Raw genomic sequence first — 17,300 nt, 5'->3', positions numbered from 1 at the left:
GGCCACGAGTCAGGCAGCCAGGTCGTGACCGACGACGTCGGTGATGGCGGCGGGGGCGGCGTTGGTCTCGTTGTTGATGGTCTGCGAGAACCAGCCGAGACCGTTCATCGTCACCGCCCAGATGACGAAGCCGGCCACCAGCGACGTGACCAGGAGCTTGCCCCAGGCCAGGCGGGTGACGATCGCCACGACGATGACCAGGACGATCGAGGCGAGCAGCGCGAACGCCTGCACGACGCCGGTCCACGTCGAGAAGAGGTTGTTGAGGTATTCGGAGAGTGCCATTGCAGTGCTGTCCTTTCGGTGCGTCCCGGGCTATCGAGACGGGTTGGGTGTGGGGTCGGCGCCGGGCGCGGCGCTTTCCAGTGGGGCGAGATCGACGGACGTCGTCTCCCAACGCCCGTCGCGCGCGGTGAGCGTGAGGGCGTAGGTCGTGGTCAGCCGCTGGTCGCTGGCGCTCGAAACCTCAGCTGTCGCGAGGACGTGCACCACCGATCCCGTGCTGGGGGTGTCACTGGGCTCGACGTCGCTCTTGACGTCGGTGACCGTGATGGTCATGTACGGCGCGGGGGTGATCGCGGAGATCTCCGAACCGGGCGAGACGTAGCGACTGATCTCCCCGGAGCCGGCCAGGTAGGCGGAGAGGAACGCTTCGACCGTCTGCCGGGCGCTCGAGGTCTGCAGCACCGTCTGCCCATACGCCAGACGCACGGCGCTCTCTTCCTTCGCCGGCGCAGCGATCGGGGCGGGCAGACCCACCACCGACAGACCGACGTCGGTGACGCGAACGGTGACGGCGAAGTAGCGGCGCGGCCAGACGGTGGCGCCGCTCTCGCTTTCCATGTCGAACTCCTCGACGTTCGCGGCGACGACCACGCTCATCAGGTCCGACTCGTCCGTCTTCTCCACCGACACCACGGCGAGGTCGCGGTACTTCCATGCGGTGGCCGACAGCTGCCCGACCGCGGCCGGGTTGATGTACGCGGCGAGAGTGCCTTCGTCCTCGCGCGAAGCGCCCAGCCATGCCGCGACGAACGCCGCCCCGTACTCCCCCGCCGACTGCTCCTGGGCGGTCAGCGGGGCGTCGACGGCGACCTGCGCGACCGCTTGGCGAGGCTGCCCGTTGATGGTCGCGTTGACCAACGCGAGCGGCCCGCACGCGACCGCGACGATCAGCGCACCGGTGACGGCCTTCTGACCGAACCCACGTCCGGCCGTCCACTCGCTGCCCTTCGCCGGCGTCGTCTTCGACCCCTTGGACGGCTTCGCTTCCTTCGGCTTGCGCAGGCCCATCACGCACCCCCGCTGAGCTGAATGCCGGCCACCCGCATCGCTGCCGGCGCGGCTGCGCGCAGTTCCGCGAGGGCCGCTTCGACACCCCCGTAGGTGCCCGTGTCGAACGGGCGATCCAGGGTCCGAGCTACCGCATCCTCGAATCCCTGAGTCGCACGGATGGCGCGCGCGGCATCGGGCTTGAAGCTGTCCCAGGTCGGGTCGCTGAGGTTGTCATCCGCCACGGCCACGTTCCCTTCTCGTCGTCGTCTTCACTCCCCCGCACCGGGGGCTCTACGTCATATAGGCCCCCCTTCCGCCGCTTCGCGGACACCGGACGACGAGATTTCTTGCAGGAATATTGCGCCCTTCTAGCCACGCACTTTTCATCCCTGTGACCGGGCTTTTTCTAGGTCTGATCCAGAGTCGCGACTGCCACCGCGCGAGTGCGTGCGCAGATCGCTCCCGCCCTTATCCAGACGTTGACCCTGGGGTGCTGAGGAACGTGGCCGCCGTCAATCGACGTAGCGACGAAGGGCCATTTCCATGCACGTCTACAACGCAGCCACCACCCTCGAGCGGGCACTACTGAATGAGTGGAACAGCACGCTCGCGACCTTGCGCCACGACTACGGCGTCCTCGGCGAGCTCACCGGCGACGAGGCGATCGAGCTCATCCGCCGGCCCCAGCTGGCCGAGGACCGCGACCAGATCCTCAGCCGTCTGCTCGAGCTCGAGCACGGCGGCGACGTCGTCGCCGGCAAGGTGATCCTCAAGTCCTTCCTGCCCCTGGCGTTCCGTCTCGCACGCACCTGCAGCAGCGTTCGCGCCATCTGGCGCAACTCCCCCACCGACGCCACCGCGACCACGATCGGCGCGCTGTGGGAGGTCATTCGCACCTACCCGCTGCACCGCACGAGCTCGGTCGCCGGCAACATCCGACTCGAGTGCATCAAGCTCCTCGAGCGAGGCTTCGGCGCCTCCGCCGACGTCGAGCTCGCAGTCGACGACGAGACCCTGGAGCACCTCGTGAACGCCGACGCCGACACCGAGATCGACGACCCCTTGCGCGACCTCGTCACCCTGTTCACCTGGGCCATCGACAACGGCATCCTCACGGCAGACGAGGTCCGCCTGCTCGCCCGGATCGAACTCGCCGAGGGCAACCCCGGCGAGGAGCGCCAGCAGGCAGCAGACGAGCTCGGCATCAGCCGCGACACGCTCAACCGCCGGGTGCACCGCGTCCGCACGAAGCTCATGACCGCGGTGTGCGGTGACGTGCAGGAGCGAGTCTCCTACGCCCCCCGCCGCAGCTGAGCTCGACCCCCCGATCCGACAAAGCCCCTGGATGGCCCCCAGGGGCTTTGTCACGCCTGCTGGCGCCCTGACACACGCGCACGAACCCGTTCGGCGCTCAGAATCGCTCTGACGGCCGCGCAGGACGTGATCGGCTCCTGCGTCCCCTCCCATCGACACCTATTCGGGTCGATGGAAGCCCCTCGCCCGCCGGGACCGAACCCCCTCCCGCCTGACGTGCTCCGCTCCCCCACCGATCGGCCGCAACATCGCCACCAAGGTCTATAGGCTCATCGGCGCAACACCGACGCACGACCGGTTGCTCAACCTGGGCGCAATAGATCCCGGATGACCAGCGGTCGACAGTCGCAAGCATCGCGCCCCATCCGCGCTCCTACCTTGCCCCATCGGCGCAACATCAAGCGCAATACAGCGGCAATATATGCTGCGTGTGATGCACCAGTATTGCGCCACGTATTGCGCCCGACTGGCGCCGTATCGCCGCCGTGTCGCCACTTGCGTAGCGCAATAGCTTTGCCATACCCCCGGCAGTAGCGCGCATGCTCAGTTGCAACTATGGCGGGGGTCTAGCGCCCTTCTGCCGCCTTAGCTACTCGCATACGCCCCGCGGTATTGCACTCCTGTTGCGCCAGTCTTGCGCGGGTATGTCGGGGGTAGATCGCTAGACTGCCGCCATGAATCTGCACATGTGCTTACTGTCGAGCGTGGCTAATGCGCCACGTCGTCGCAGCGTCACCACCACATCGGCGCTTATGAGGAACGGGAGGGACGGATGAAGGTCATCGCGATCGTCGGGCAGAAGGGCGGGGTCGGCAAGACGACCACCGTCATGAACGTCGCGGCCTGCCTGACGCGCGGTAACCGCGTCCTCGTGGTCGACGTCGACCCGCAGGAGTCCACGACCTGGTGGGCCGAGAACGCGGGGGAGGAGCTGCCCTTCGACTTCACCGCCGACGTCGACCCGAACAACCTCTCGCTGATCCGCAACGCCGACGACTACGACTACGTCCTGATCGACACCCCCGGCAGCCTCGACAACACCGCCGTCCTCTCCGCCGTCCTCGACGTGGCGGACTTCGTCGTCCTCCCACTCAACCCCGAGCCCCTCGTCGTTCCGGCGCTGCGTCGCACCGTCGCCCAGCACATCGCACCGCGCGGCCTCGAGTACCGGGTGCTCCTGAACAAGATCGACCGCCGAGTGTTCGGCCAACTCGAGGACTGGCAGGAGCTCGTCGACGGCGGCCTCAAGATGCCCCGCTTCCAGGGGTACATCCGGGCGAGCAAGAGCATCGCGGACGGCCCGCTGGACGGGAAGGTCGTCACCCAGTACAGCGACACCCGCGCGACGCAGAACGCGATCTTCGACTTCACCACCGTCGCCCGAGAACTACAGACCGCACTAGAGGCCACGCCCGCCATGAAGGGAGCGAACTGATGGCACGCAAGAGCCTGGGATCACTGGTCGGCAAGGACGCTGACACACCCGCGCCGACCGCGGGGGAGCAGGCGGCGCCTACGCCGGCAGCCGCACCGACCCCACCGGCGCAGACTGAACCGGCACCGACTCCGGCAACCGAGAAGGCGACGCCGCCTCCCGCCGCAGAGGAGACCAGCACGCCGGCCCGCAAGACGCGCGGCCCTCGCCGCACCGCCGCGGCCGCTGACGGTGACAGCGACCGTGAGACCGCCTCCAAGGGCGTCCCGGTGCACCTGACCGAGGAGCTCAACGAGCGACTGCAGGCGTACATGGCCACCACCCGGTGGAGCCACCACAACGTCCTCCTCGACGCGATCGAGACGACGTATGAGCGCCTGCCTGAACTCATCGCCGAAGCCACCGCCGCAGCCAGCCGCAAGGCCGAGCGCACGGTCCTGTTCGCCCGACCCAACCCCACCGCGCCCAAGGCGTCGGGGGAGGCCCGGGTCAAGCACACCGTGAAGATGAGCGACACCAACAGGAACGTCCTCGACCGCGTCACCGCCGAGGTCGGCGCCCCCAGCCGCAACTTCCTCATCACCGTGGCCTACGAGGCCTACCTGCCCACCATCGAGAAGAGCTGACCCATGAGCACAACCGCCCCTGAGAAGACCAGCAAGCGAGCCCGGAACACCGAGAAGGCCCCGACCCGACCCGCCGCGGTCGGGCAGCCGACGAAGTCTCGTCGCCGCGTGTGGATGATCGCCCTCGGCATCACCATCGTCCTCATCGGCGCGTTGGCCACCTGGTACATCACCACCACCACGTCGCGCACCGTCTCGGTCCTGACCGTCAGCGACACCGTCCAGCGCGGTGAAGCGATCACTCAGAACGACCTCACGACGATCTCGATCGCCGGCGGGCAGAACGTCGACGCGATCCCCGCTTCGGAAGCATCCGACATCGTCGGGCAGGTCGCAGCCGTCGACCTGCCCGCCGGATCGCTGCTGACCACCAGCAACACCCTCGACACGCTGCCGGTCCCGGAAGGCTCCTCGATCGTCGGCATCGCTGTGAACGCAAGCCAGCTGCCCTCCTACCGTCTCGCAGCCGGCGACGCCGTCCGCCTGGTCGACACCCCGGTCGCGCAGGGAGAGCCGCCGACATCGGATCCGCAGACCTTCGACGCCACCGTGTTCACCACCACCTACGACGAGGCCAACCAGACCTGGATCGTCGACGTCGTGGTCCCCGAGCGGGAAGCAGCATCGATCGCAGCGCGCGCCGCCACACAGCGTGTGTCCATCGTCCTCGACGGCGTGGGGGAGTAAGCCCCGATGTCGATCGTCTACCTCACCAGCACATCGGGCGCGCCGGGAGTATCCACCCTGGCAACCGCCCTCACACTCAACTGGCCGCGGCCGGCGCTCCTGCTCGAGGCCGACATCGCCAAGACCAGCCACGTCCTCTCCGGCTACCTGCGCGGCCAGTACCAGCACGTCCAGAGCCTCACCGAAGCCGCGATCGCCAACCTCCGCGGTGGCCTGGACGGCGAGACCCTCTTCGCGCAGACGATCAGTCTCGGCGAAGGCCGCTACGTCATCCCGGGGTTCAACGACCTCGGCGGAGCACGCGGAACGACCAGCGCGTTCTGGGCGAACCTGCTGCGCGCACTCGAGCAGCTGCCGCGCACGGCCGATGCTCCCGACCTGGACATCATCGTCGACGCCGGACGGTTCGCCCCCGGAGACCCTCGCAGCCCGCTGATTGCTGCAGCAGACGCCGTGCTCGTGGTCACCGGGAACACCCTCCCGGACATCCACTCCCTGTACGCGAGCGCGGGTGCCTTCGCGACCACGCTCGAGGCATCCGGCCACCGCGACTACCTCGGGCTCACGATCACCACCACGCCGCTGCGTGGCCAGGGATACAGCGCCAACGAGATCTCCTCCAAGACCGGCCTGCCCTTCGTTGGCGCACTGCCCTGGGACCCCGCCACCGCCGCGCACTACTCGCACGGAGCCGCGGCCCCCGCAAAGCGCTCGCCCTACACCAAGGCACTGACAGAGATCATCACCGCCCTCGACGGTGATCTCGCCGGCCGCCGCTACACGCCGACAGCACAGGACTGACCATGGCCAAGAACGACACCCCAGACCCCGCAGACCTCTCCACGCTGCCCCTGTTCAACCAGCCGCCGCGCCCTGCAGCGAACCCCGCAGCGAGCCACCTGCTGCGCGCCGCCGCTCGGGGCGAGCAGCAGGCGCCCGCACAGTCGGCGACACCGACCCCGACCATCGACCCGTTCGCGGTCGCTGACACGGCCGCATCCATCCCCCCGACGACGCAAGCGGTCGTGCCTCCGAGCCGCCGAAGCGCTGCGGCGATGTTCGAGGATCAGGGCCGCATCCCGTGGGACGCGGTATCGGAGTTCCGCGACGCCGTCTCGGTGATCCTCGCCGACGCCGGTCAGTCTGACCCCACCCTCACCGACGAAGCTCGCGAGATCATGGCCCGCCAGCACACGGCCGAGCTCATCCGCGCACGGGTCGACGATCTCACGCGGCACGGCCGAGAGCAGTGGAGCCCGACGCTGCAGGAAGACATCGCTCAAGCCGTCTTCGATGCGATGTTCCGCCTCGGCCGGCTGCAGCCGCTGGTCGACATCGAAGGCGTCGAGAACATCGACATCGTCGGCTACGACAACGTGTGGCTGACCTTCGCCGGTGGCAACCGGCAGAAGTACCCGCACCCGGTGTCGGTGAGTGATGACGAGCTCGAGCGCGAGATCAACTTCATCGCCACCCGTCGCGGTGAGGGAGCGCGATCGTTCAACGCCTCCCGCCCGTCTCTGCACCTTGACCTGCCCGGCGGCGCGCGTCTCGCCGCTCTTGCTCGACCGGTCGCCGAACGACCCTCAGTGACCATCCGTATTCACCGTCACGTCGACATCTCGCTCGGCGACCTGGTCGCGACCCACACCCTCACAACCCTCGCGGCCAAGTTCCTCGAGGCCTCGGTTCTGGCAGGACTCAGTCTCGTCACCAACGGCTTCCAGTCCAGCGGCAAGACGACCCTGCTGCGCGCGCTGGCCGACTGCATCCCGCCGGACGAGAAGCTTGCAACGATCGAAATGGAACGCGAGCTCTACCTGCACAAGAACCCCGCGAAGCACCCCCTCGTGATCGCCTTCGAGTACCGGCCCGGCGAGGGCGAGCCCGGGGCGTCGGGGGAGCGGGCAGGTGAGTTCCCCCTGATCCGCGGCCTCGAGGATTCGCTGCGACACACCACCGACCGGCTGATCGTGGGTGAGGTTCGCGGATCGGAGATCAACGCGATGCTGCAGGCCATGCAGTCCGGCGTTGGCTCGATGAGCACCCTGCACTCGCAGAGCCCCGAAGACGCGATCGAGCGCATGGTCACCCTGATGATGAAGGACGGCTCCAACGCCACCCCGGCATACTGCTACCGCCAGATCGCGCAGAACATCGACCTGATCATCCAGATGGCGAAGATCCGTGACCACGAAACCGGCAAGGCACGGCGCGTGATCACGTCGATCTGCGAAGTGCAGCCCGGTGAGGACAGCTACGGCGTCGCCCGCCCCACGATCAGCAAGATCTTCACGTTCGACAAGGCGACGCAGACCCTCGAGCTCGGCCAGCTGCCCTCCCGCGAACTGCTCGACAAGCTCGCCGAGGTCGGATTCCGCGAAAGCGAGCTCAGCCCCTACTCGCAGGAGGCCAACGCATGAACACCGCCGGCATCCTGATCGCGATTCTGGTCGCCGCCGCCGGCGGCATCCTGATCGTGCTCGGGCTCGCCTACCAACCCCCCGAACCGGGCAGCGCAAAGCCCGTGCGCGCCAAGCGCACCACCCCTCGGTTCAGCAGGCAGCAGCAGATGTGGGCGCTGATCGGCCTCGCCGCCGGCGTGCTGCTGTTCCTCTACTCCGGGTGGTTCATCCTGATCCCCATCGCTGCCGTCGCCGGCGCCACCCTGCCGCTGTTCCTGAGCAAGGGCGACGCGCCGCAGAAGATCGCTCGCCTCGAGGCGCTCGAGACCTGGACGCGCAGCCTCTCCGGTCTCACCGTCGCCGGCACCGGCCTCGAGCAGACACTGACCTCGTCGCTCGCCTCCGCCCCCGAGACGATCAAGACGCAGGTCGGCTCGCTCGTCGCGCGGCTCAACGCCCGCTGGCCCACGCGGGAAGCCCTCGAGGCGTTCGCCCGCGACTTCGACGATCCCACCGCAGACCTGATCGTGATGCACCTGCTGCTCAAAGAGCAGGCCCGCGGCGCCGGCCTCGCCGAAGCCCTCGACGACCTCGCGGAGATCATCTTCGAGGAAGTGAAGGTGCGGCGACAGATCGAGACCGACCGCGCCAAGCCGCGCACGCAGGTCCGCATCGTGGCGATCGCCACCCTGGTCGTGCTGGCCGCACTGCCGTTCCTGGGCACCTACACCGCCGCATACGCCACCCCGCTCGGCCAGGTGCTCCTGACCATCTGGGTCGTCCTCTTCGGACTGCTCCTGATGTGGATGCGCTCGATCAGCATCGGCAAGCCCGCCCCCCGGCTGCTCGTGGCTCCCGAGACGAAGGAGGACGCGCTGTGAACCTGCTCGCTCTCATCCCCGGCCTGATCCTCGGCGCCGGCGTGGCGCTGATCATCAGCGCCCTCATCCCACGGCAGCCACACCTGGCGGCCACCCTCGACCGACTCACCGAAACCACCATCGCCCTACCCGACGCAGGCGACGACTCGCTGCAGCACCGGGTCGGGTCGTGGGTGGCGCAGCACCTTCCCGAGCGCTCCTGGCTCAAAGTGCCGACCACTGACCTGCGGTTGATCCAGATGCCGCTGGACAAGTACTACTACGACAAGGTGCTCCTCGCCCTCGTCGGGCTGGTGGCACCCCTCGCGCTCGGACTGTTCGCGCAGGCCCTCGGATTCATGCCGTTCTACATCCCCGGGCTGCTCGGCATCCCCCTCGCCGCGTGGCTGTGGTTCAGCGTCGACCAGGACATCCGCTCGAAGGCCAACGACGCGCGCGCCGAGTTCACCCGAGCCGTCGCCGTCTACCTCGAGCTCGTCGCCGCTGAGCGCAAGCGCGGCGCCACCGCTGCACGCGCCCTCGAAACAGCCGCCGACGTCGGCCGGTCATGGGTGTTCGTCCGCATCCGCCAGGAGCTCACCCGAGCCCGCTACGCCGGTGTCGCACCGTGGGACGCACTGCGGTCCCTGTCTGAGGAAATCGACGTCCCAGACCTCGCCGACGTCGCCAAGATCGTGCGACTTTCGGGGGAGGAAGGCGCATCGATATATGAGACACTCAGATCGAGGGGAAAGACCCTCCGGCACAAGCTCCTCGCCGAGGAGCACGAGAAAGCGAACAGCGCGAGCGAGCGGATGCAGATGCCTCTGGCAACCACTCTGTTCGTCTACGTCGGGATCATCATCACGCCGCTGATCCTGAACCTCCTCGCGACATAAGAGCCATGTCCGCGAACCCCTGATCGGTCGGCCTATATGACATAAGGCTCCCCAAGTCGCCCGCCCCCATAGTTGACTTTCAACTCAAGACACCCAGTCCACGCACCACCCAACCCCGGAAAGAGAGAGAAATGAGCAAGATCACCGAACGCATCACCCTCGCCGTGGAGTCCGCCAAGGGCCGCTACCGCGAGCTCACCGAGGCCCCCGAAGAGGGCCTCGAGACCGCGGAGAAGATCTTCCTGACGGTCGGCGCGGTCATCCTGGCTGCCGCCGCCATCGCCGCCATCACGACCTTCGTGACCGGCCAGATCGCACTGCTGCCCAGCAACTGAACCCGTGGTCATGGCATCGATCCGCGCTCGCCTCCTCCGTCCGCTTCGGAAGGCGGGGCGAGACGAGCGCGGATTCGAGACCGCCGAGACCGTGATCGTGCTGCCGGCGCTGCTCCTGCTGATCCTCGCGATCGTGCAGGGAGGCCTTTGGTACCACGGCACCAACCTCGTCCAGGCCGCAGCTGTCAACGCCTACGAGGCAGCCCGCCTGTACGACGCCACCACGGCAGACGGCGTCAATGCCGGCACTGCGACCGCCGATCAGGCCGGCGGCATGCTCACCGACGTCAACGTGAACGTCGATCGCAACGCCACCGAGGTCACCGCAACCGTCACCGCCATCACGCCCGGCCTCATCCCCGGCGTGAACACCACCGTCACCAAGACCATCACCGGACCCGTCGAAAGGTGGGTGCCATGATCACCCGCCTCCGGCAGCGCCTCGTGGCCGACGAGCGCGGCTCCAACGCCGCCGAGATCGTCATCATCGCCCCCGTCATCGCGATGCTCGTCCTCGTCCTCGTCGCCGGCGGCCGCACCGCCCTCGCCGACAACGCGACCCAGAGCGCCGCCTACGCCGCCGCACGAGCCGCCTCCCTCTCCCGAGACGCCAGCACCGCAGTCACCAACGCCGAGGACGCCGCACGCCGCGCGATGAGCCAGTCCGGCATCACCTGCACGACCCTCACCGTGAGCGTCGACGCCAGCGGCCTGAACACCGCGATCGGCACGACCGGTACCGTCTCCGCCGCCGTCAACTGCGACGTGAGCCTCGCCGACATCACCCTCCCAGGCATCCCCGGAAGCCGGACCATGAGCTCGTCGGCCGCCTCACCCGTCGACGCCTACCGAGAGCGAGGCTGACCCCGTGACCACCATCCGCCGGCTGCTCCGCAAGCTCCGCGACGACGAGCGCGGCTCCATCACGCCGTTCTTCGTGGTGTTCGTTCCCGCGCTCGTCCTCATCGTCGGGCTCGTCGTCGACGGCGCCGGGAAGATCCAGGCTAACGAGAACGCGCAAGCCATCGCCTCCGGCGCCAGCCGCGCCGCAGCCAACGCCGTCGCCGCCCAGGTCGTCTCTAACGGCGGCATCAGCCTCGACAACAACCGGGCACGCACCGCTGCGACCGACTACATCGAAGCGTCCGGCATGACCGGGACCGTGAACGTCGTCGGAGACCGGATCACCGTTAGCGTCGAAACGTCGTACAGCACGAAGTTCGTTTCCATCATCGGCATCACCACCCTCCCCGCTGGGGCGACCGCCACCGCCGAGATCATCACGCAATAGGAGCCCCCCCATGAGCACCAAGCGCCTCGCCATCGCCGGCATCATCGCTGCCGCACTGACGCTGACCGCCTGCACGGGCACCGGCACCCCCAACCCCACGGGCAGCGCGGGCGAGACCCCCACGCCCACCCCCTCGGCTACGGCGATCACCGGCGAAGCACCCGCCGACGAGAACGAAGCCATCGACCAGGCCGAGGCGACCATCGACCTCCTGCTCGCGACGCAGGCAGAGATCGGCGCGGCCGGCGGGGCGAACCCCGAGCGGTATGAAGCCGTCGCCACAGGGAAGGCCCTGCGCGAGTTCCAGGACGACGCCACCCGGATCGCCGAGGGACCGATTCTGAACGAGGACGGCGAGAGCATCGAGGGGCAGTCGACCGTCGAAGGGTCTCTCATCTTCGAGCCCGCGACCGGCTACGGCCAGGAGTACGAGGGAATCGCCAACGGACTCGTGATCGTGCCGGGTTGCCTCGATGGCTCTCAGCGCAAGATCACGACAGCCGATGGCAAGCCGGCAATGCAGAACCCGAACCCCCGCAACGAGGTCGAGTTCCATGTGATCTACAACGCCGAGACGAAGACGTGGCTCGTCAATGACCGCATCAGTCTGGGGACCACATGCTGAGGCGAACGCTCGCGGTCCTCGCCACCGCACTCATGATCGCGGTTGGATCTGTTGTAGCTGCGGCCCCCGCTCAGGCTGCGGGCGGCGTCTACTGCAACGATCTCGCCGTCTGCTACATCACGATCTCCAACGTGCCCTCCGACCCGGCGCCGAACCCAGACAGCAACGGGTGGACGCCTGGTGCGCCGACTTGCTACTACGAGAACTCGGAGTCGGGCCTGCTGCAGCTGGGGTGGAGCGAGGCCGACATCCGCGTCTTCGACGGCGGCAGCTATCAGCGGTTCTACGCGATCATCGATTGCGGTGGCTCGACGTCGTACTGGTCGAATACCCGGCAGTGCTACGTGTTCATGAAGGACGGCGTCTGGCCGACGCGCCCCCCTGGGTACTCCGACAAGGCCGGCTACTACGGCTGCATCATGTTCAACCCGACGCCGGGCGGTTCGCCTGGTGTCGGCCAAGAGACCAACTTCTGGTCTGAGACGGTCCCGCCCGGCCTGCAGGTTCTGCCCCCTGGCGTCGCCGCCGAGCGGCTGATCTCGACGTTCGCGCTGCGCGGGATTGACATCGGCATGGCGCCCGAGGTCAACCCCGCGTGGGGTCACCGCCGCTCCTACCTGGGCGTACCCGTGTGGCTCTGGGTTGAGAACCCGCAACCGCTGACCTGGGGACCGTACAGCGAGACGGCCACCCTCGGCGGGCAGACCATCACCGCGACCGCCCGCGTGACTTCCGTTCGGTGGGACATGGGCGACGGCGGATCGCAGGTCTGCGGCGGCACTGGCACCGCGTACACGACCGGCTACGGCGTCACTGATTCGCCGACCTGCGGCTACCGCTACCGCACGACCTCGGAGTCTCAGGGCGGCGATCGCTACACCGTCACCGCGACGAGCCAGTGGGTTGTGGAGTGGACCTCACTCGCCGGTCCCACCGGCACGATCAACCTGACGACCTCGAGCTCGGTCCCGCTCGAGATCAACGAGTTGCAGACCGTCAACGTCGGCGGGTGAAAGCCAGATGTCCGCGAACCGCCAGCTGTGGGGCCTATATGACGTAGGACCCGCACCGCGCGGGCGCTGACGCTGAAATCGAGGAGACGACCGTGAGGCGAATCACCGCAGGGCTCGGAGCTCTCATCCTGTCTGCCGCGCTGCTGGTGGGTCTGCCTGCCGCGCTGGTCTTCCTGGCCGGTAACCCGATCCCCTCGTGGGATCGCCTGATGTCGGCGCTGACGATGCCCGACTACGGCGGGGAGTTCCTGGTCGGCACCGTCATCCCGCTCATCGCGTGGACCGCGTGGGCAACCTTCGCGATCGGCTACCTCGCGGAGATCCCGAACCAGCTGCGCATCGCCATGTCGGGCCCCGGCGTGAAGCGGATGAAGCTGCCCGGCCTGGGCGTGCAGCAGAAGGCTGCCGGCGTCCTGATCGCAGCCATCATCGCAATCTTCGCGCCGAACGCCGCCATGGCCGCCACTCCGACCGCTGCCGATGTCGCCCCCGCGAGCGTGTCTGCCAGCGTCACCAGCTACACCGACCAGGCACCTGCCCCGGCAGCTGAAAGCGCACCGGAGGCCGCCACTGCGGAGCAGGCGCCTGCTGCTGCGCAGACCTACACCGTGAAGGCCGGCGACTCTCTGTGGGCGATCGCCGAGCAGCACCTTGGCGACGGTCAGCGCTACCAGGAGATCGTCGAGCTCAACCGCGACCGCCCCCAGCCCGGCGGCTACACCGTGGGGCAGCGCGACGGCATCGACCCCGGCATGGTGCTCGAGCTCCCGGACGCGGCCGCCAGCGTGACGCAGGCCGGCGAGGAGCAGCGCACCGTGGTCTCCGGGGACACTCTCTGGGACATCGCCGCAGACGAGCTCGGCTCGGGGGAGCGGTACACCGAGATCTACGAGGCCTCCCGCGACATCACCCAGCCTGACGGGCGGCAGATCTCCGACCCCAGCCTCATCGTGCCCGGATGGACGGTCGCCATCCCCGCCGCCTACGTCGCCGCGGCTGCGTCGATCACCGAGGCGCCGGCCGAGACTCCCGCGCCGACCACGCCGCCGACCGCCATCGACGGCGCCGAGGGCGCCACCGATGACCCTGCTGTCGTCGACGGCACTCAGACCGAGACCGACGACGCCGGATCGGCGACGACCGACACCGATCAGAGTGTGGGCAGTGAAGGGTCGTCGACGACCGAGGACACCGTAGACGAGGCGGGCGGCGCCGGTGATGCCGACGAGCCCGCTGCTGAGCCCGCCGAGAACGCGGGCACCGACACCGGCCTCGGCTTCGTGACCGATGGTGGCGCGGCCGAGACGGCGCCGACGCAGGAGAACGCGCCGGCCGAGTCGGCACCCGTGCCGGCTGAGGTCGACGAGGCCGCCGAGGCGAGCGACGCCCCCGACTGGGCCGACGTCGTCACCGACTGGCGCACGCTCGGGATCGGGGGAGTGCTCGCCGCCGGTCTGCTCAGCTTCCTCGGTCTGCGCCGCGTCCAGCAGCGCCGCAACCGCAAGCCCGGCCAGCGCATCGCGATGCCCGCGGAGGAGATCTCCACCGTCGAGCTCGAGCTTCGCGCCGTAGAGAACCCGCAAGGCATGGACGCCGTCGACCACGCGCTGCGGATGCTGGCCGTGTGGGCTCAGGACACCGGCGCCACCCTCCCGGCCCTGTACGCGCTGCGCCTTTCGGCCGACGAGATCTCGGTCTTCCTCGACGAGCCCGCTCAGCTGCCCGCGCCGTTCCGCCAGGACACCCCGGACGAAATGGCGTGGTCGATCGGCTTCGACGACCTCACCCCGCTCGAGCGCACCCCGTCAGCGCCGTACCCGGCGCTGGTCACCCTCGGCCACGACGAGAACGACGCCCACCTGCTCGTGGATCTCGAGAAGCTCGGCTCGCTCAACATCGACGGCACCCCCGAGCTCGAGGAGGCGACGCTGACCGCTCTGGCCCTCGAGCTCGCGACCAGCACCTGGGCGGAGAACCTGCAGGTCACCCTCGTGGGTGTCGCTGCCGGGCTTCCCGACGCGGTCGGGTCCGGCAGGGTCCGCCACGTCGACGACGTCGACGCACTGATCCGGGATCTGCGCGGCCAGGCCGAGGAGGTCACCGCCGCGCTCGAGGACGCCGGAATCACCAGCCTCGAGCAGGCGCGCACCGCCGGCCCCCTGGCGGAGTCGTGGACCCCGGAGATCATCGTGCTCGGCCAGCTGCCCGACGAGCACACCCGGCTCGAGCTCGCCGAGCTCGTCAGCCGCGTGCCGCGCGTGGGAATCGCCGCGATCTCCGCCGGCCACTTGGCCGGAGGCTGGAACTTCCGTCTGCAGGACCGCACGACAGCCGAGCTCGAGATCCCGGACACGGACGGCGCGACCCTGCCGCTGACCCCGCAGGTCGTCACCGACGAGGAGTACGCCCGCATCCTCGCCCTGTTCACCGTCGCCAACGACCAGCCCGCCGTCGAGCACTCCTCGGCGTCGGCCGAAGTCGCGCTCGACGAGATCTTCCAGGGCGCCACCGACGAAGCTCCCTACCCGGAGGCTGAGACCGCCGAGCTCGACCCGAACGGCACAGCCGTCGACGCCGAGGAGCTTCCCGCCGAGCACCTGGTCGACGCCGCTCCCGTCGACCAGGTGCTCGAGCCGACCGCCGTCGCCGACGAAGCACCGACCGCAGACACGGTCGCGACCGCCGAGATCTCCGCCGACGACAACGCGCACGACCTGAGCACCCTCGCGCCGATCGTCGACCTGCGATCGCCCCGGCTGCAGCTGCTCGGCCCCGTCACCGTGCTCAACCCGCAGGGTGAAGCACCGAGCAACGCGCAGCAGTGGAACTCGCAGCGTCTGCGCGCGATCGAGCTCATCGCGTTCGTGGCCACCCACCCCGAGGCCAGCACCGAGCAGGTGCACGACGCGCTGTGGCCCGGCAGCGACCCGGCCCGAGGCACGTCGTCGCGCAACCGGCTCACCACGGCGGCGCGACGCTGGCTCGGCAAGGACCGCGCCGGGCACAGCTACCTCGTCCCGGCCACCAAGGGTGTCTACGCCCTCACCGACACGTTCGCCAGCGACTGGGACGAATGGCTCGCCCTGATCGGCACCGACCCGACCACCGCGACGACCGAGAACCTCGTGCGCGCCCTCGGCCTGGTCAAGGGCCAGCCGATCTCCGGCGTCAAGGAGAAGTACTACGTGTGGGCCGAGACGCTGCGCCAGGAAATGATCGCCGCGATCGGTGACGCCGCCCACGAGCTCGCCACCAGAGCGCTGCGCGAGGGCAACACCCGCAACGCACGCCTGGCCGCCGCGATCGGCCGCATGGTCGACCCGATCAACGAGGTCTTCTGGCGTGACGCACTCCGCGCCGAGCACATGGCCGGCGACAGCGCCGGCGTCGAGCGCCTGGTCACGCAACTCGAGCACGCTCTGACGCAGATCGACCCGGACTACGCCGAGCCGGAACCCGAGACCGAAGAGCTCATCGAGCAGCTGCGCCGCCGGCACGCTGTCGCCAGCTGACCCCGACGCCATGGTGACCGAACAGTCCGCACGCACCGAGGAGCCGCAGCGACGCCCTGCGGCTCCTCGGCTGCTGTGGTGGTGTCTCGGTGCCCTCGCAGCCGGTTTCGCGCTCTCAGCGGCTCTCACAGCGCCTCTCGCGGCCGAATCGCGCCTCGGGGTGGGAGAGTGGGGCGCCATCGCCGTGTTCGCGGCCGTGGGCGTGCCCCTGGCCGTCATCGACGGCAGAACCCGCCGACTGCCCAACGCAGGCACCTTCCCGTTGGCGGCCGGGCTACTGGGGTACTGGGCGGGACTCGCCACCACGACCGGACAGTGGCAGCTGCTCGCTCAAGCGACCATCACCGCCGCGGTGATCTTCGCTATCGCCGCGGTGATCGCCCTGGTCGGCACTCTCGCCGCCGGAGACATCAAGCTGTTCCTCGCGATCGGGCTGCTCACCGGATGGTTCAGCTGGCTACTGCCGCTGTACGCGCTCGTCGCCGGCTACATCCTCGCCATCCCGCACGCCGGCATCCTGCTTGCTCGTCGACGTCGCGTACCCGGCACTGACACGCGCCTGCCGTTTGGCCCTTACCTGGTCGCCGCGGCGCTGCTGGTCACGATCGCCGCCGAGCTCGCCGGATAGCGGCCCGGGTCAGCCGCCCCAGATCGACGGCCCGGAGAACACAGGCACCACGATCGACTGGTCAACCGGGATCACCAACCCGCACGCCGGGCAACGCCATCCGCCGGGACTGTCTCGCATCACCACCCGGCAGTCGCGACAGCGTGGCTGCACCTGGGCCTCCATCGCGTCGTCCATCGCCCGAGCGTAGAACCGCGGCCGCGGCCGCCGTCACGACGATCCACACCCTCGCGTGTCCGCGAAGCCCGGAGACGGCGGCCTATATGAGTACCTGACCGCCACACCGAAAGGGGCAATCCGTGCTCCGCTCTCGCTACACCGCCGTCGCGCTCGGCGCTCAACTGCCCGTCCGCCGGAAGACCTCGACTTGCACCACCCTACGTTCGCGACCCCTG

Annotated in this window: 20 protein-coding genes; 16 read left to right on the top strand and 4 right to left on the bottom strand. The window is 68.8% G+C overall.

The genetic code is table 11. The annotated features are described in order from the left end of the window. Window positions 1-9: 9 nt before the first annotated feature. The 3 genes from Q0568_RS15315 to Q0568_RS15305 are packed head-to-tail and all read right to left on the bottom strand — an operon-like array spanning window position 10 to window position 1,523. Window positions 10-285 (bottom strand): hypothetical protein, encoded by a 276-nt coding sequence (locus tag Q0568_RS15315; RefSeq protein WP_061018411.1) that lies wholly within the window; start codon window positions 283-285, stop codon window positions 10-12. 30 nt (window positions 286-315) lie between these two features. Further along, a complete protein-coding gene (locus Q0568_RS15310) occupies window positions 316-1,293 on the bottom strand; it encodes a conjugal transfer protein (protein WP_292684425.1) in 978 nt (325 codons plus the stop codon). Next, complete coding sequence (locus tag Q0568_RS15305) at window positions 1,293-1,523, bottom strand: hypothetical protein (protein ID WP_292684421.1); 231 nt, start codon at window positions 1,521-1,523, stop codon at window positions 1,293-1,295. The genes Q0568_RS15310 and Q0568_RS15305 overlap by 1 nt, the downstream gene beginning before the upstream one ends. Before the next feature lie 295 nt (window positions 1,524-1,818). Between Q0568_RS15305 and Q0568_RS15300 the strand changes: the two genes are divergently transcribed. The 16 genes from Q0568_RS15300 to Q0568_RS15225 all read left to right on the top strand — a co-directional run bounded on the left by Q0568_RS15300 (window position 1,819) and on the right by Q0568_RS15225 (window position 16,905). Next, window positions 1,819-2,589 carry a hypothetical protein gene (locus Q0568_RS15300; protein WP_292684423.1) on the top strand — a complete coding sequence of 257 codons (771 nt, stop codon included), beginning with the start codon at window positions 1,819-1,821 and terminating at the stop codon, window positions 2,587-2,589. A gap of 772 nt (window positions 2,590-3,361) precedes the next feature. Further along, on the top strand, window positions 3,362-4,024 hold the full coding sequence (locus Q0568_RS15295) for a ParA family protein (RefSeq protein ID WP_298868029.1): 663 nt from the start codon (window positions 3,362-3,364) through the stop codon (window positions 4,022-4,024). After that, entirely contained in the window at window positions 4,024-4,650 is a 627-nt protein-coding gene (locus Q0568_RS15290) for a hypothetical protein (RefSeq protein ID WP_292684348.1), read from the top strand. The genes Q0568_RS15295 and Q0568_RS15290 overlap by 1 nt, the downstream gene beginning before the upstream one ends. Before the next feature lie 3 nt (window positions 4,651-4,653). Continuing rightward, window positions 4,654-5,337: an SAF domain-containing protein gene (locus tag Q0568_RS15285; RefSeq protein ID WP_292684350.1), complete on the top strand. Its 684-nt coding sequence runs from the start codon at window positions 4,654-4,656 to the stop codon at window positions 5,335-5,337. A 6-nt stretch (window positions 5,338-5,343) separates the two neighbouring features. Further along, window positions 5,344-6,138, top strand: a complete 795-nt coding sequence (locus tag Q0568_RS15280) for a hypothetical protein (RefSeq protein ID WP_292684352.1) — start codon at window positions 5,344-5,346, stop codon at window positions 6,136-6,138. A gap of 2 nt (window positions 6,139-6,140) precedes the next feature. Further along, complete coding sequence (locus Q0568_RS15275; protein ID WP_292684354.1) at window positions 6,141-7,760, top strand: ATPase, T2SS/T4P/T4SS family; 1,620 nt, start codon at window positions 6,141-6,143, stop codon at window positions 7,758-7,760. Continuing rightward, complete coding sequence (locus tag Q0568_RS15270; RefSeq protein ID WP_292684356.1) at window positions 7,757-8,623, top strand: type II secretion system F family protein; 867 nt, start codon at window positions 7,757-7,759, stop codon at window positions 8,621-8,623. Before Q0568_RS15275 ends, Q0568_RS15270 begins: the two co-directional genes overlap by 4 nt. After that, window positions 8,620-9,501, top strand: coding sequence for a type II secretion system F family protein (locus Q0568_RS15265; protein WP_292684358.1), 882 nt, complete (start codon window positions 8,620-8,622; stop codon window positions 9,499-9,501). The genes Q0568_RS15270 and Q0568_RS15265 overlap by 4 nt, the downstream gene beginning before the upstream one ends. 131 nt (window positions 9,502-9,632) lie before the next feature. Continuing rightward, on the top strand, window positions 9,633-9,836 hold the full coding sequence (locus Q0568_RS15260) for a hypothetical protein (RefSeq protein WP_292684360.1): 204 nt from the start codon (window positions 9,633-9,635) through the stop codon (window positions 9,834-9,836). 10 nt (window positions 9,837-9,846) lie between these two features. Further along, window positions 9,847-10,257 carry a TadE/TadG family type IV pilus assembly protein gene (locus Q0568_RS15255; protein ID WP_292684362.1) on the top strand — a complete coding sequence of 137 codons (411 nt, stop codon included), beginning with the start codon at window positions 9,847-9,849 and terminating at the stop codon, window positions 10,255-10,257. Beyond that, window positions 10,254-10,700: a TadE/TadG family type IV pilus assembly protein gene (locus Q0568_RS15250; protein ID WP_292684364.1), complete on the top strand. Its 447-nt coding sequence runs from the start codon at window positions 10,254-10,256 to the stop codon at window positions 10,698-10,700. Before Q0568_RS15255 ends, Q0568_RS15250 begins: the two co-directional genes overlap by 4 nt. A gap of 4 nt (window positions 10,701-10,704) precedes the next feature. Then, window positions 10,705-11,127 carry a pilus assembly protein TadG-related protein gene (locus Q0568_RS15245; protein ID WP_292684366.1) on the top strand — a complete coding sequence of 141 codons (423 nt, stop codon included), beginning with the start codon at window positions 10,705-10,707 and terminating at the stop codon, window positions 11,125-11,127. A 10-nt stretch (window positions 11,128-11,137) separates the two neighbouring features. Then, entirely contained in the window at window positions 11,138-11,752 is a 615-nt protein-coding gene (locus Q0568_RS15240; RefSeq protein ID WP_292684368.1) for a hypothetical protein, read from the top strand. Next, window positions 11,746-12,765, top strand: a complete 1,020-nt coding sequence (locus Q0568_RS15235; protein WP_292684370.1) for a hypothetical protein — start codon at window positions 11,746-11,748, stop codon at window positions 12,763-12,765. The genes Q0568_RS15240 and Q0568_RS15235 overlap by 7 nt, the downstream gene beginning before the upstream one ends. Before the next feature lie 92 nt (window positions 12,766-12,857). Beyond that, complete coding sequence (locus Q0568_RS15230) at window positions 12,858-16,277, top strand: LysM peptidoglycan-binding domain-containing protein (RefSeq protein ID WP_298868021.1); 3,420 nt, start codon at window positions 12,858-12,860, stop codon at window positions 16,275-16,277. 10 nt (window positions 16,278-16,287) lie between these two features. Further along, window positions 16,288-16,905 (top strand): prepilin peptidase, encoded by a 618-nt coding sequence (locus tag Q0568_RS15225; RefSeq protein ID WP_298868019.1) that lies wholly within the window; start codon window positions 16,288-16,290, stop codon window positions 16,903-16,905. A 9-nt stretch (window positions 16,906-16,914) separates the two neighbouring features. On the opposite strand, the gene Q0568_RS15220 is transcribed toward Q0568_RS15225, so the two are convergent. Continuing rightward, entirely contained in the window at window positions 16,915-17,082 is a 168-nt protein-coding gene (locus Q0568_RS15220; protein WP_298868016.1) for a hypothetical protein, read from the bottom strand. Window positions 17,083-17,300: the final 218 nt, after the last annotated feature.

Origin of the sequence: uncultured Microbacterium sp. (assembly GCF_937927635.1) — a bacterium.
GTDB lineage: Bacteria > Actinomycetota > Actinomycetes > Actinomycetales > Microbacteriaceae > Microbacterium.
This window is presented reverse-complemented; position numbering and strand designations above follow the sequence as displayed.

Excerpts from the sequence above, each read along its gene's own strand:
- Q0568_RS15235 (WP_292684370.1), top strand. The coding sequence starts at position 11,746 with ATGCTGAGGCGAACGCTCGCGGTCCTCGCCACCGCACTCATGATCGCG.
- Q0568_RS15220 (WP_298868016.1), bottom strand. The coding sequence starts at position 17,082 with ATGGACGACGCGATGGAGGCCCAGGTGCAGCCACGCTGTCGCGACTGC.
- Q0568_RS15275 (WP_292684354.1), top strand. The coding sequence starts at position 6,141 with ATGGCCAAGAACGACACCCCAGACCCCGCAGACCTCTCCACGCTGCCC.
- Q0568_RS15285 (WP_292684350.1), top strand. The coding sequence starts at position 4,654 with ATGAGCACAACCGCCCCTGAGAAGACCAGCAAGCGAGCCCGGAACACC.
- Q0568_RS15260 (WP_292684360.1), top strand. The coding sequence starts at position 9,633 with ATGAGCAAGATCACCGAACGCATCACCCTCGCCGTGGAGTCCGCCAAG.
- Q0568_RS15295 (WP_298868029.1), top strand. The coding sequence starts at position 3,362 with ATGAAGGTCATCGCGATCGTCGGGCAGAAGGGCGGGGTCGGCAAGACG.
- Q0568_RS15270 (WP_292684356.1), top strand. The coding sequence starts at position 7,757 with ATGAACACCGCCGGCATCCTGATCGCGATTCTGGTCGCCGCCGCCGGC.
- Q0568_RS15290 (WP_292684348.1), top strand. The coding sequence starts at position 4,024 with ATGGCACGCAAGAGCCTGGGATCACTGGTCGGCAAGGACGCTGACACA.
- Q0568_RS15255 (WP_292684362.1), top strand. The coding sequence starts at position 9,847 with ATGGCATCGATCCGCGCTCGCCTCCTCCGTCCGCTTCGGAAGGCGGGG.
- Q0568_RS15310 (WP_292684425.1), bottom strand. The coding sequence starts at position 1,293 with ATGGGCCTGCGCAAGCCGAAGGAAGCGAAGCCGTCCAAGGGGTCGAAG.
- Q0568_RS15315 (WP_061018411.1), bottom strand. The coding sequence starts at position 285 with ATGGCACTCTCCGAATACCTCAACAACCTCTTCTCGACGTGGACCGGC.
- Q0568_RS15250 (WP_292684364.1), top strand. The coding sequence starts at position 10,254 with ATGATCACCCGCCTCCGGCAGCGCCTCGTGGCCGACGAGCGCGGCTCC.
- Q0568_RS15240 (WP_292684368.1), top strand. The coding sequence starts at position 11,138 with ATGAGCACCAAGCGCCTCGCCATCGCCGGCATCATCGCTGCCGCACTG.
- Q0568_RS15225 (WP_298868019.1), top strand. The coding sequence starts at position 16,288 with ATGGTGACCGAACAGTCCGCACGCACCGAGGAGCCGCAGCGACGCCCT.
- Q0568_RS15280 (WP_292684352.1), top strand. The coding sequence starts at position 5,344 with ATGTCGATCGTCTACCTCACCAGCACATCGGGCGCGCCGGGAGTATCC.
- Q0568_RS15300 (WP_292684423.1), top strand. The coding sequence starts at position 1,819 with ATGCACGTCTACAACGCAGCCACCACCCTCGAGCGGGCACTACTGAAT.